General features: G+C 63.5%; 11 protein-coding genes. 3 read left to right on the top strand and 8 right to left on the bottom strand.

The window, feature by feature from the left end; all coding sequences use genetic code 11:
• The first annotated feature begins 199 nt into the window (after positions 1–199).
• From ABMA59_RS03175 to ABMA59_RS03165, 3 genes are all read left to right on the top strand, one after another.
• Positions 200–2,041, top strand: a complete 1,842-nt coding sequence (locus ABMA59_RS03175) for an aminopeptidase P family protein (protein WP_349003838.1) — start codon at positions 200–202, stop codon at positions 2,039–2,041.
• Between the two features lie 122 nt (positions 2,042–2,163).
• Complete coding sequence (locus ABMA59_RS03170) at positions 2,164–2,703, top strand: hypothetical protein (protein WP_349003837.1); 540 nt, start codon at positions 2,164–2,166, stop codon at positions 2,701–2,703.
• Between the two features lie 94 nt (positions 2,704–2,797).
• Complete coding sequence (locus ABMA59_RS03165) at positions 2,798–3,052, top strand: hypothetical protein (RefSeq protein ID WP_349003836.1); 255 nt, start codon at positions 2,798–2,800, stop codon at positions 3,050–3,052.
• Positions 3,053–3,071: 19 nt separating this feature from the next.
• Here the strand turns inward: ABMA59_RS03165 and ABMA59_RS03160 are convergent, their stop codons facing one another.
• The 8 genes from ABMA59_RS03160 to ftsZ all read right to left on the bottom strand — a co-directional run bounded on the left by ABMA59_RS03160 (position 3,072) and on the right by ftsZ (position 12,840).
• Positions 3,072–3,425, bottom strand: coding sequence for an antibiotic biosynthesis monooxygenase family protein (locus ABMA59_RS03160; RefSeq protein WP_349003835.1), 354 nt, complete (start codon positions 3,423–3,425; stop codon positions 3,072–3,074).
• Between the two features lie 12 nt (positions 3,426–3,437).
• Positions 3,438–3,734, bottom strand: coding sequence for an AzlD family protein (locus tag ABMA59_RS03155; RefSeq protein ID WP_349003834.1), 297 nt, complete (start codon positions 3,732–3,734; stop codon positions 3,438–3,440).
• Complete coding sequence (locus ABMA59_RS03150; RefSeq protein WP_349003833.1) at positions 3,731–4,456, bottom strand: AzlC family ABC transporter permease; 726 nt, start codon at positions 4,454–4,456, stop codon at positions 3,731–3,733. Before ABMA59_RS03150 ends, ABMA59_RS03155 begins: the two co-directional genes overlap by 4 nt.
• 136 nt (positions 4,457–4,592) lie before the next feature.
• Positions 4,593–6,809 (bottom strand): NAD-dependent DNA ligase LigA, encoded by a 2,217-nt coding sequence (gene ligA, locus ABMA59_RS03145; protein ID WP_349003832.1) that lies wholly within the window; start codon positions 6,807–6,809, stop codon positions 4,593–4,595.
• A gap of 82 nt (positions 6,810–6,891) precedes the next feature.
• A complete protein-coding gene (gene recN, locus ABMA59_RS03140) occupies positions 6,892–8,565 on the bottom strand; it encodes a DNA repair protein RecN (RefSeq protein WP_349003831.1) in 1,674 nt (557 codons plus the stop codon).
• A gap of 184 nt (positions 8,566–8,749) precedes the next feature.
• A complete protein-coding gene (locus ABMA59_RS03135; protein WP_349003830.1) occupies positions 8,750–9,619 on the bottom strand; it encodes an outer membrane protein assembly factor BamD in 870 nt (289 codons plus the stop codon).
• A 301-nt stretch (positions 9,620–9,920) separates the two neighbouring features.
• The gene (lpxC, locus tag ABMA59_RS03130) at positions 9,921–10,871 is read right to left on the bottom strand and encodes a UDP-3-O-acyl-N-acetylglucosamine deacetylase (RefSeq protein WP_349003829.1); all 951 of its coding nucleotides are present in this window, start codon (positions 10,869–10,871) and stop codon (positions 9,921–9,923) included.
• Positions 10,872–11,148: 277 nt separating this feature from the next.
• Positions 11,149–12,840, bottom strand: coding sequence for a cell division protein FtsZ (ftsZ, locus tag ABMA59_RS03125; protein WP_349003828.1), 1,692 nt, complete (start codon positions 12,838–12,840; stop codon positions 11,149–11,151).
• Positions 12,841–12,891: the final 51 nt, after the last annotated feature.

Here is a 12,891-nt window from a genome sequence, read left to right as displayed (position 1 = left end):
GATTCGGTGTCTGTCCTCCACGGACAAAAAGTAAGTGCTGCCAGGCTTTTCCTGAAGTGCGAATTCGGCATGGATGCCATCTACAATCGCATACACCAGCCGGCACGGCTGCCTTGACTGGACCATCGCGCCTGCGTTGCCACGACGGGTGCCTGCGGATACGGTCGGGTTTTAGAATCCTCCAGGGAATCTGCACGCTATGTTCCAGACCTTCGACGAGGTGAGCGATCCGACGCTGGGCGCTGGCCGTGTGGCGCAATTGCGCGAATGGCTGGCCGCCAAGAACCTGGACGGCTTCATCGTTCCACGCTCCGACGAGCACCAGGGCGAATATGTCGCCGAACGCTCCGAGCGGCTGAAATGGCTGACCGGCTTCACAGGCTCCGCAGGCGCGGCTGTCGTGCTGGCCGCCCGCGCGGTGCTTTTCGTCGACGGGCGCTACACGCTGCAGGCCCGCCAGCAGGTCGATCCCGCTATCTTTTCCATAGAAAGCCTGATCACCAACCCTCCCCCCGAATGGCTGAAGGAGAATGCCGGAAAGGGTTTTCGCCTCGGCTTCGACCCATGGCTGCATACCATTGCCGAGGTCAAGGCGTTGCGTGGCGCGCTGGAGGCCAAGGGCGCGGAACTGATGGCTGTCGAGACCAACCCGATCGACGACTTGTGGGCCGACCAGCCCGACGCGCCGCTTCAGCCGGTGGAAATCCATCCGATCGCCTTCGCCGGCGAACTGGCCAAGGAGAAACTGGCGCGGCTGGCGTCGGCCATCGCCGACGGCGGCGCCACCCATGCCGTGCTGACCGACCCTTCCTCGCTGGCCTGGGCTTTCAACGTCCGCGGCAACGACGTGCCGCACACACCGCTCGCGCTCGGCTTCGCCATCCTTGCCGCCGACGGGGCGCATCGTATCTTCATCGACAAACGAAAACTGCCGATCGAGCCGAGAGCCTATCTGACGCAGCTCGCAGAAATCAGCCCGCCTTCGGCGCTTGAGCCTGAACTGACCGCACTGGCAAAGGCAGGCGCCCGCGTCGCGCTGGACCCGGTGCTGGCCGCCGAACAATTACGGCTGTTGGTCACCGCCAATGGCGGCACGGTGGTGGAGGCGGTCGATCCGGCGCGCATCCCGCGCGCCACCAAGAACGCAGCCGAACTCGCCGGCTCCCGCGCCGCGCACCGCCGCGACGGCGCGGCTGTCGTGAAGATGCTGGCCTGGCTCGACCGCCAGCAACCGGGATCGATCGACGAGATCAGGACGGTCGAGCAACTGGAAGGCTTTCGCCGCGCGGTCGGCGAGGAGACGCAGATGCCGCTGCGCGACGTCTCGTTCTCGACCATCTCCGGCTCGGGCCCGAACGGCGCCATCATGCATTACCGCGTGTCGCGCGCCACGAACCGCGTGCTGGCCGACGGCGAACTTTTCCTGATCGATTCCGGCGGCCAGTATCAGGACGGCACGACCGACATCACCCGCACCGTCCCTGTCGGCACACCGAGCGAGGAGATGAAGGAGCGCTACACGCTGGTACTGAAAGGCATGATCCGTATCTCCATGCTGCGCTATCCGCCCGGCACGCGCGGCTCGGACATCGACGCGCTCGCCCGCGCCGCGCTGTGGCAGCACGGGCTGGATTTCGCCCACGGCACCGGCCATGGCGTCGGCTCCTATCTCTCCGTACACGAGGGTCCGCAGCGCATAGCCAAGACCGGGACGCAGAAGCTTCTGCCCGGAATGATCCTTTCCAACGAGCCGGGCTATTACAAGGAAGGCCACTACGGCATCCGGCTGGAAAACCTCGTCGTCGTCACGCCCGAGGCGGCCATTCCAGGCGGCGATATCGCCATGCACGGCTTCGAGACGCTGACGCTCGCGCCCTTCGACCGCCGCATGTTGCAGCCGGAATTGCTCAACAAAGATGAGTTGCAGTGGTTGGACGCCTACCACGCCCGCGTGCTGGCGGAGATCGGCCCGATGCTCGACGGCGAAAACCTAACCTGGCTGGAGAAAGCGGCCGCACCGCTGCCGCACCTGCCGCATTAATCTCAACTGAGATTTGAGTAGGTACAGGCGCGATCAAGATACCTGGTCAAGCGACGAACAGCGATTACGCCATCATGTCTTTACCCGTGGTCACTTAGCCTTCGAACGCACATTCCACGCCAATGATCAACCGGACGAAGATCGAGCAACTGCTTGCCGCTATCGGCCAACGTCTGCGCCTGCCGTCCACAACCGTCATTGTCGGAAGCACGGCAAGCATGCTTTCGGGGCAGGATGATCGCCAGACGCCCGACATCAATATATGGTACCCGATGTCGAACTTCGATCCGGGCGACATGAGACAGGCGGTTGAAGCCGCCGGTCTGCGTTACGATCCGCGTGCAGAAATCAACGCCGATGACATTTATTTGCAGATTCTGCGTCCAGGGATCACCATGTATCCTGCCGAATTTCCAACCCAGCCCCTCGGAACTTACGGCAACCTTCATGTCGAAATGCCGCCGCCTGCTCTGATCGTGGCGACCAAACTCGCGCGCGCCACGGAGAGCGATCTCGAGGATGTCAGTTGGTGGATGGATCATGCCGACATCGCGCGTGAAGAACTTGAGGCGGCGATCCGCCTCATCCCTCAGCGCCGAAATCGCGAGGAAGCCAGCGCCAATCTCGTTTTCCTCGATATCGACACGGGCCACGACCGATGACCGCACGCCGAAGCATCCGCACGTTGCGAGTCGAGGCGGAAGCCGCCCTGATCGAAAAAAAGTTTTCAAGGTAATGGCGGCAAGAGACTGGGAATTGCTGATCAAGATCGCCGAGATTGCGCAGGAAGACGCCGATGTGCGTCTGGCGCAAACGGATCCGTCACGCTTCATTCTGCTGCGCAACGGTGTGACTTCCTGGCACCTGAAAGGGCTTACGGGCGTCACGCCGGACAGCATTCGAAAGGCCCTGGAGAAGCATCGGATCGCTTACCTTGACCCAACTGACCGGACGGCCAGACCGACCGTCCGCGCGGGTCGCACAACGGCCAGGGCGCGCCCGGCCATGTGAGACGCGGCGCGGCTGAATCTCAAATGCCAGTGGCCTGCGTCCAGTCAGGCCCGCCACCCGCTACGATCCGATAGTGATCGACGTTTTTCGGGCGCTCGACCAGAAAACGGTCATCCTCGGGATAATAGCGCGCGACTCCCGGGTCCTCCCCGGCAAACGCCTTGATGGCGTCGAGCGATGTCCACCAGCTCACCGTCGTCACTTCGCTCGTCCCGTCGCCGCGGGCGCGCAGAACCATCTGGAAGCCGAGATTTCCCGGGGTCGATTTGTAATCTTCCAGGCCGGTCGCTTTGATGTAGTCGACATAGACCTGTTCATCCGCCGTACGGATCACGCCAGTCCACTTGCGCAGGATTTTGGTTTCGCCGCTCATCGTTACATGCTCCTATCCCACGAACTGCCGCATCAAAATCAGCGCCGCCGCGCCGGCCAGAAACAACGCCAGCATCCCGTAGCGCAACGACACGACTGCGGTGACCAACAGCGCAATGAACTCGGCAGGCCCCGCGGTAAGCAGCGCCGGCGCAACCAGTGTGGTCAGGACAGCCGCCGGCACGGCGTTCAGCGCCGCCTCGACGCGAGGATGCACCGTCTCGAAGCGAGAGAGCACCAGATGGCCGCCTATGCGCGTCAGATAGGTCAGCAGCGCGCCCCACAGGATGATCCAGGAGATGGTACTCATTTCGCCGCATGCCTCCCGTTCGTCGGAGCGACCAGTGCGCCGAGGACAATGCCTGCCGCCGCCCCCACCGAGACGTGCCACGGCGAGCCGATGGTCTTATAGGCAATCACCGAAACCACCCCGCTGACCAGCACCACCGGCAGCCATAGCGGCCGCTTGCGAAAACTCATGACGAGGCCGAGGAAATAGATCGGCAGCAGGAAATCGATGCCGATCGCGTGCGTGTCTGGGATGAGCTTGCCGAACAAGGCGCCCAGGCCGCTTTCGATCACCCAGCAAAGATAGATTGCCAGGCCCATGCCCATGTACCAGACGAAGCCGACTTTTTCGCCGCTTTCGGCCTTGCGCTCGGCTTCCGCGAATTGCGGGTCGGTCAGCACGAAATAGCCGACCGCCTGTTGCCAGAGCGGCCAATGCGCCAGCCGCCGGCCGATGGAGGCGGAATAAAGCACGTGGCGAAAGTTCACGGCGAAGATCGACACCACCACCAACCAAGGCGCGATGTTCTGGCCGAACAACTCGATGCCGACCATCTGGCTGGCGCCGCCATAGATCAGCGCGCTCATCAGGACCGCCTCGGGGACGGTGAAACCATTGTCGACGGCGATGGCGCCGAACAGGATTGCGAAGGGCGCCGAGGCTACCACGACGGGCAAGCCGAGCCGCACGCCCTGCCAGAACGTGCTCTCTACTGGTCGCAATGCGATGGATTCGGTGGCCATGACACTTCCCGGAAAACGGGATAGCTATGTCAGCACCCCTGTCCTGTCACACGAATTCGCTTGAGCCAAACGATCAGCAACGGTGAACTTGATATCGCTGATCTGCCGAATCTGGTGATGCGGCCAACAGACGGCCTCACGCCTGCGCCACCCGCTCGAACCACTGGTCCTCGTCGATCACCTCGATACCGAGATCGGTCGCCTGCTTGAGTTTCGAGCCGGCCCCTGGACCGGCCACAACGAGATCGGTCTTGGCCGACACCGAGCCTGCGACCTTTGCGCCGAGCCGCTCGGCCATCGCCTTCGCCTCGCCGCGCGACATTTTTTGCAGCGATCCGGTGAAGACGACGGTCTTGCCCGCCACCGGGCTGCCGGCCGAAACGCTGACTACATAGGGTTTTGGATGGACCTGGGCGAGCAGCGCGTCGAGCACCGCGTCGTTGCGCTCATTGCCAAAGAAGTCGATGAGGGCACCGATGACCGTGTCGCCGATGCCGTTGATCGACGGGAAGACTGTGTGCGGGTCTTCGGCCGCGGCCGTCTCCTTGCCGACGCGGATGAATTCCTCGACGGTCGAAAATGTCTTTGCCAAGAGCGCGGCCGTCGTCTCGCCGATGTGGCGGATGCCGAGCGCGAAGATGAAGCGGTCGAGCTCCGGCTCGCGCCGCTGATCTATTGCCGCAAAAAGCTTCTCCAAGCCCTCGAAATTGCGCTCCTCGGCGCCGCGCACGTTCTTGCGCGTCTTGCCCGAGGCCGCCTCGCGCTGCCGCGCCTGCTCCTCCCGGCGTTCGGCAAGTGCGCGCTGCACATCGGCACGCCGGTCCTTCAGCGTAAAGATGTCGGCGGCGGTCTTGATAAGCCCGGCGTTGAAGAAAAGGTCGATATTCTCCGTCCCCAGACCTTCGATGTCCATCGCGCCGCGCGAGACGAAGTGGCGCAGCGATTCCATCGCCTGTGCCGCGCAGATCAGTTCGCCCGTGCAGCGCCGCCGTGAATCCTCCTTGCCGGTTTTCTCGTTGATCTCGCGCGTCGCCGGTGATCCGCACACCGGGCACTTGTCGGGAAAGCGGTAGGGGGTTGCATTGGCCGGCCGCTTTTCCAGCTCAACCCGGACGATCTGCGGAATGACGTCGCCCGCCCGCTGGATGACGACGGTGTCGCCGATGCGGATATCGATCGGTTCGTCGCCGCGGATGGGCAGCCCATTGCTGTCGATCCCGGCGATATAATCCTCGTTGTGCAGCGTCACGTTGACCACGGTGACGCCGCCGACCGTCACGGGGTCGAGCCTTCCCACAGGCGCTAGCGTCCCGGTGCGGCCGACTTGAATGTCGATCTGGCGGAGCACGGTGGTTGCCTGCTCCGCCGGGAATTTGTGCGCGACCGCCCAGCGCGGCTCGCCGGTGACGAAACCCCAGCGGCGCTGCAGCTCGAGCTGGTCGACCTTGTAGACGACGCCGTCGATGTCGTAGCCGAGCGACGAGCGCTGCGACTCGATGAGCTTGTACTGCGTGATCAGTTCCTCGACGGATTTGGCGCGGATCATCAGCGGGCTGATCCGGAACCCCCAGTCGGCGAATTTTTGCACCGACTCGTACTGCGTCGGCGCCGGATCGGCGGTCGTGTAGCCCCAGGCATAGGCAAAGAATTTCAGGTTGCGGCTGGCGGTGACCGACGCGTCCTTCTGGCGGAGCGAACCGGCCGCCGTGTTGCGCGGATTGACATAGTCCTGGCCTCCGGCCGCAGCCGAACGTTCCTTCAGCGCCTCGAACTCCGCGTAGGTCATATAGACCTCGCCGCGAATCTCGATCGTCTCCGGCCAGCCCGCCCCTTTCAGCCTGTGCGGGATATCGGCGATGGTCTTCAAATTGGCAGTAATGTCCTCGCCGACCGTGCCGTCGCCGCGCGTCGCACCCTGGACGAACACGCCCTTCTCATAGCGCAACGAGGCCGACAGTCCATCGATCTTCGGCTCGGCGGTGAACGCGATGTCAAAATCCTTGTCGCGCTCGAAGAACCGTTTTGCGCGCTCCAGAAAGTCGACCACGTCCTCGTCGGTGTAAGCCTTGGCGAGGCTGAGCATCGGCACGGCGTGCCGCACCTTGGCAAAACCCTCCGCCGGCGGCGCACCGACCGAGCCAGTCGGGCTGTCGGGCCGCACCAAATCCGGGAAAAGCTGCTCGATCGCCGCGTTACGCCTCGTCAGCGCGTCGTATTCGGCGTCCGAAATGATTGGCGCGTCTTCCTGGTGATAACGCCGGTTGTGCTCGGCGATCTCCGCCGCCAGCCGCGCCAATTCCTCGGCCGCCTGTTCCTGAGAGAGGTCTTCGACGGGAGTTTGAGGGGCGGCCATGAGGACAGTCTTCTTTTTTCGGGACGCGAACGCCGAAAACTTTTCGGCAAAATCCCGAGAAAAGTAAACCGCCGCCGACGCTTCAACTGACAGGCGACGTCGCACTGAGCAGCCGCTCAGCCGCAGCCCTGGCCTCCTCGGTAATCGTCTCACCGGCCAGCATACGGGCGATCTCCTCCTGCCGCGACGGCCGGTCGATCTCGGCGACGGTGGTCGACACCCGCTCCGTTCCGCCAGACTTCGAGATCAGGAAATGCGTCTCCGCGCGAGCTGCCACCTGTGGCGCATGCGTCACGGTCAGCACCTGCACCTTTCGCGCCAGCCGGGACAGCCGCTGGCCGATTGCGTCGGCCACCGCGCCGCCGACGCCCGAATCGATCTCGTCGAACACAAGCGTCGGCGCCGATCCACGGTCGGCCAACGCGACCTTCAGCGCCAGCAGGAAGCGCGAAAGCTCGCCCCCCGAAGCGACCTTCATCATCGGCCCCGGCCGTGTGCCGGGATTAGTCCGCACCCAGAATTCGATCTGGTCGATGCCCTCTTGCGCCCGGTTGTCCGGCTCGCGCGTCTGCTCGACGATGAAAGCGGCACGCTCCAGCCTGAGCGCCGGCAGTTCCGCCATGACAGCCGCTTCGAGGCCGGCAGCGGCCGATCTTCGCAGTTCGGAAAGATGCGCGGCGTCCTTGTCGTAGGCTTCACGCGCAGCCGCTGCCTGTCCTTCCAACCCGTGCAGTCGCTCCTCGCCAGCGTCGAGATCGGCAAGGTCAGCCACCATGGCGTCGCGAAGCTGCGCCAGATCGTCGACCTGCACATTGTGCTTTCGTGCTACCGCGCGCAGCGCGAACAGCCGCTCCTCGGCCCGCTCAAGCCGCTCGGGATCGTATTCCGTCGCGCGCAGCGCCGCGTCCACGCCGGACTGAGCGGCATCGAGCGAAATCAGCGCCTCGTCCAGCGACTTGACCACGTCGTCAAGCAGGCCAGGCACATCCTGGGCCTTGCGCTGCAATCGTCTCAAAAGACTGGCAAGCTGCGGCAATGGCGAGTTGGCGCCAGACAATACGTCCTGTGCGTCCTTGATTTCGGACGCAATTTTTTCGATGCGCATCATCGAGGCACGCATCTCAGCGAGATCCGTTTCCTCCCCAGGCTGCGGATCGATCTTGGAAAGCTCGGCCACCGAGGCGCGTAGGAAATCCGCCTCCCGCGCCGCCGCATCGACCTTCGCCCGATGGCGCCCCAACTCCTGTTCCGCGTCGCGCCAACGCCGCCACGCGGCGGCAACGGCGCGCGCCTCGCCGACATGACCACCGAAAGAGTCGAGCAGGTCGCGATGCGCGCTCGCGTCGACCAGCGCCCGCTCGTCATGCTGGCCGTGAATCTCCACCAACGCCCGGCCGATATCGCGCATCAGCGTTACGCTGGACGGCTGATCGTTGACGAAGACCCGCGTACGCCCGTCGGCGGTCTGCACGCGCCGCAGAATGATGTCGCCGTCGTCATCCAGTGCATTGTCCGTGAGCATCATGCGCGCGGGGTGGTTGCGCGGCACGTCGAACACCGCCGTGACCTGTCCCAGCGCCGCGCCATGGCGCACCAGCGAGGCGTCGCCACGTGCTCCGAGCGCCAGCGACAGCGCATCGAGAAGAATGGATTTGCCCGCGCCCGTTTCGCCCGTCAGAACCGACAGGCCGGACGCGAAATCGATGTCCAGCCGTTCGATCAGGACGATATCGCGTATCGAAAGACGCGCCAGCATCACAACCCTTGAAGCTCGGGGATCGGCATCACAGCGCGGGGCAGAATGGGCAAAGACCCGCAAGCGGCCAATAGCATGATTTCAGGATTGTGTGCGACCGACGCGGAGCCCAACGCGCATACAGCAAATGTCCATGCGCCACATCCAGGCACATGGGAAATTGCCGGTTCGACAGCGACGGAAATCAGGCGCCGCCGGTGATGAGCGCCCCAGCCTTGGAAATCCACGAACCCTGGTTCTCACGCGGCTCAAGTCCGCCCGATTGCAGCAGCTTGTAGGAATCCTTGTACCACTGGCTGTCAGGATAGTTCTGGCCAAGGACCGCCGCCGCCGTCTGCGCTTCGGACGTGAGGCCCATCGCCATGTAGGCTTCCGTCAGGCGGGCAAGTGCTTCTTCGATGTGGCGCGTGTTGGAATAGTTCTCCACGACGTAGCGGAAGCGCTTGATGGAAGCGATGTATTCGCGCCGCTCAAGATAATAACGACCGGTCTGCATCTCCTTGCCGGCGAGCTGGTCACGGGCAAAGCGAATCTTGGTGCGGGCGTCGTCCACATATTCCGAATCGGGCCAGCGCTGGATCAGCTCTTCCATGGCCTCGATGGTGCGCCGCGATTCCTTCTGATCCTGGGTAACGTCACGGATCTGGCGGAAATAGCACAGCCCGATGATGTATTGGGCATAGGCCGCGTCGGGCGTGTTCGAATAGAGCGAAACGTAGCGTTTGGCCGACGCGATCGCGTCGTCATATTTGCCCTGGCGATAATTGGCGAAGGCACCCATCACCATCGATTTGCGCGCATATTCCGAATAGGGGTGCTGGCGGTCGATGGCGTTGAACTTGCGGCTCGCCTCGGTAAGGCGGCCCGCATCCATGTTGGCCAGGGCCTGATTGTAGAGAACGTCCGCTGGCTCGGTCTGCTCGACATAGGTCGACAAATCGATGTCGTCATCCGACTGGCACGCGGACAAGACAAGGGGCACGCCGACGACCGTGGCGGTCAACAAGGCCCGCCGAATCCGTCCACGGGCTGAAGCAGCAGTAACAAACGTCATATTGTCGATTCGCCCCTCTTGGCCAAGCGAAGGCGGGCAGCCTTAACCAGAACAGCTCGCCACGGCAACGCTATCGGGCCGCAATGGCGCTTTTTTGTGGCCTTGGTGCGGTTTCCTTGCCGCAATCCACGTCAACCTTAGGGAAAGAGGCTGCCGAAAAATGGTAAACAAACCATCAGGATTTCCGGCCGCCAAGCCAAAACGGCCATGTTTCAGTGCTCACCGGCACCGAAACATGGCGCATGTCGAACAAGTGTTTCGGCTAGGGTAGCCTGCCCGGCCCGCCTTCGCGAAACGCGCCTCAGAGCACCCAGGGCGCGTAGACGGGAGCGTTGACCGCGATCATCTCGGCGCCACGACCGCGCGAGCGGCGGTTGGTCTCGACGATCTCGAATGCCGTCGGATCGGACAGCAGATGCCGCAACGCGGCCGCGTTCAGGCGGTGGCCGCCACGGAACGACTTGAAGCAGCCGATGAAACGCGCGCCGGCAAGCGCCAGATCGCCCATCGCATCGAGAGTCTTGTGGCGCACGAACTCGTCGGAATAACGCAGGCCTTCCATGTTGATCACATGGTTGTCGTCGCCGATCACGATCGAATTCTCGAGCGACGACCCGAGCGCATAGCCGCCTGCCCACAGCCTTTCGACGTCGCGCATGAAACCGAAGGTCCGCGCCCGAGCCATATCCTTCCGGAACGAGACGGGATCGATGTCGGCGGCGAACGCCTGACGGCCGATGGCCGGGCTGTCAAAATCGATCTCGACCTCGAAGCGCGTGCCGCGATACGGCCGAAACTCCGCCCAGGAGGCACCGCTGTCAATGCGCACGGGCTTGACGACACGGATGTAGCGGCGCTTCACGTCCAGCGTCTCGATGCCGGCCTGGTCGATGGCATCGACGAACATGGCAGCGCTGCCGTCCATGACCGGAACTTCATTGCCGTCGATTTCGATCAGAACATTGTCGATGCCGAGACCCAGCAGGGCCGCCATCAAATGCTCTACGGTCGCCACATGAAAGCCGGAAGGCTCGCCAAGCACGGTGCAGAGCGCGGTCGCGCCGACTTCCGAGACCAGTGCCGGCAACTGACGCCCTGCGCCATGCTCGCCCGTATAGACGAATACAACGCCGGTGTCGGGTTCTGCGGGATTGAAACGGATCGTGACAGGCTTGCCGCTATGAACGCCGATGCCGGACAATGTCGCGCACGATTTCACCGTGGTTTGATAGTCGTGCAAATTTATCCCCATATGCGCTTCATGCCTGAAACCGCGGCTCCATCCCAACTCCCCGCGGGCATTTTCTAGGCAGAAGCGGCTTTGGCTCAACCAATCCAATTCCTGCCATCTTTCAGCCTTGAAGATAGACTTCCGGCAGGGTCGTCACAAATCACGGTTTCTTACTCTGTGTTACCGCGACAGGGCAGTTTGTGCCGGCCGTAAGCTCTTGATTTCCCTCATTATATGGAAAATGCGGACAGGCTGTTTTCAGCCTGTCCGCACACACTCCTTAACAGCCGTTTACGGTTCAGTTGGCCTGGCGTCGAAGGAAGGCCGGAATCTCCAACTGATCGTCTTCATGAGTCGCACGCGCCTGCGGCGTCAGGCGGCCCTGGTCGTCTAGCTGGCCGCGGCGCGGTGCATAAAGCTGCGGGTCCTGGCTGTTGAGGCGGCGCGCTTCCGGCGCCGGCTGGCGCAGCCTGGGTTCGCGCGGCTGCGCCGGTTCAAGCTTTGCCGGCTCTTCTTCACGACGGGTCAAGCCAACCGTCAAACGCTTGAGCAGACCCATCGGACCGCGATCCTCCTGATCGACGGGACGGGCCTTGGCTTCAGCCTCGGCCTTCACCATCGGCGGGAAATCTTCCACACGAGGCATGCGCGGCGCAGCCGCAACGGGCGCAACTTCACGCTGGGGGGCGGGCTGAGGAGCACGCTCGACCGGCTGCACTGCTACGGGCTGCAACACAACCGGCTCCTCGGCCGCCTGGAACTGCGGCTGCGGCGCAACCGCGACCGCCCGCTGCGCCACCGCGGGTTCAGGAGCCTGGAACAGCTTGCTCTGCGGTCGGAAATCGTCCGCCGGGGCCGTCTGCGGACGAACAGCAGCCATCGCAGCACTCTGTTCGGCCAGGCGGATGGCCTCGGCGACCGGATCGGCGGCCCGCGCCGGCTGGGCCTCGCCGGCCGCGATGGGGCGCGGAGCCGGCTTCGGCGGCTGGCGGATGTTGATCGGCACAGCCGCGATCTGCTCGGCCGACTTGTCGATGCCCGTGGCGACCACCGACACGCGGATGACGCCTTCGAGTTCCTCGTCGAAGGTCGCGCCGAGGATGATGTTGGCATCCTGGTCGACTTCCTCGCGGATGCGGGTCGCCGCTTCGTCGACCTCGAACAGAGTCAGGTCACGGCCGCCGGTGATCGAGATCAGCAGGCCCTTGGCGCCGCGCATCGAGGTCTCGTCGAGCAGCGGGTTGGAGATCGCGGCTTCCGCCGCCGCCATCGCCCTGCCCTCGCCCGAAGCTTCGCCGGTGCCCATCATCGCCTTGCCCATCTCGCGCATCACCGACCGCACGTCGGCGAAGTCGAGATTGATGAGGCCTTCCTTCACCATCAGGTCGGTGATGCAGGCGACGCCGGAATAGAGCACCTGGTCGGCCATGGCGAAGGCGTCGGCGAAGGTGGTCTTGTCGTTGGCAAGCCGGAACAGGTTCTGGTTCGGGATGACGATCAGCGTATCGACGCTCTTCTGCAATTCCTCGATGCCGAAATCCGCCGTCTTCATCCGGCGCTGGCCTTCGAAATGGAACGGCTTGGTGACAACGCCAACCGTCAGGATGCCCTTCTCGCGCGCCGCCCTGGCGACAACCGGTGCGGCGCCGGTGCCGGTGCCGCCACCCATGCCGGCGGTGACGAAGCACATGTGGGTGTTCGACAGATGGTCGATGATCTCATCGATGCATTCCTCGGCTGCGGCACGGCCGACTTCCGGCTGCGAACCCGCGCCGAGACCTTCGGTAACATGGGCGCCAAGCTGGATCAGCCGCTCGGCCTTCGACATTGTGAGCGCCTGCGCATCGGTATTTGCCACGACGAAATCGACGCCACGCAGACCCGCCGTGATCATGTTGTTGACGGCGTTGCCGCCACCGCCGCCGACGCCGAATACGGTAATCCGCGGCTTGAGTTCGGTGATGTCCGGTCTCTGGAGATTGATGGGCATGTCCTCGTCCTTTGCCTTCCTGCCGCGTAGCCGCCGCGGCTGATTTATGGG

This window comes from Mesorhizobium yinganensis, assembly GCF_040081985.1.
In the GTDB taxonomy this organism is placed as follows: domain Bacteria; phylum Pseudomonadota; class Alphaproteobacteria; order Rhizobiales; family Rhizobiaceae; genus Kumtagia; species Kumtagia yinganensis.
This window is presented reverse-complemented; position numbering and strand designations above follow the sequence as displayed.

Coding starts and splice junctions, on each gene's coding strand:
- ligA (WP_349003832.1), bottom strand. CDS start 6,809: ATGGCCGCCCCTCAAACTCCCGTCGAAGACCTCTCTCAGGAACAGGCG.
- ABMA59_RS03135 (WP_349003830.1), bottom strand. CDS start 9,619: ATGACGTTTGTTACTGCTGCTTCAGCCCGTGGACGGATTCGGCGGGCC.
- ABMA59_RS03155 (WP_349003834.1), bottom strand. CDS start 3,734: ATGAGTACCATCTCCTGGATCATCCTGTGGGGCGCGCTGCTGACCTAT.
- ABMA59_RS03160 (WP_349003835.1), bottom strand. CDS start 3,425: ATGAGCGGCGAAACCAAAATCCTGCGCAAGTGGACTGGCGTGATCCGT.
- ABMA59_RS03150 (WP_349003833.1), bottom strand. CDS start 4,456: ATGGCCACCGAATCCATCGCATTGCGACCAGTAGAGAGCACGTTCTGG.
- recN (WP_349003831.1), bottom strand. CDS start 8,565: ATGCTGGCGCGTCTTTCGATACGCGATATCGTCCTGATCGAACGGCTG.
- ABMA59_RS03175 (WP_349003838.1), top strand. CDS start 200: ATGTTCCAGACCTTCGACGAGGTGAGCGATCCGACGCTGGGCGCTGGC.
- ftsZ (WP_349003828.1), bottom strand. CDS start 12,840: ATGCCCATCAATCTCCAGAGACCGGACATCACCGAACTCAAGCCGCGG.
- ABMA59_RS03170 (WP_349003837.1), top strand. CDS start 2,164: ATGATCAACCGGACGAAGATCGAGCAACTGCTTGCCGCTATCGGCCAA.
- lpxC (WP_349003829.1), bottom strand. CDS start 10,871: ATGGGGATAAATTTGCACGACTATCAAACCACGGTGAAATCGTGCGCG.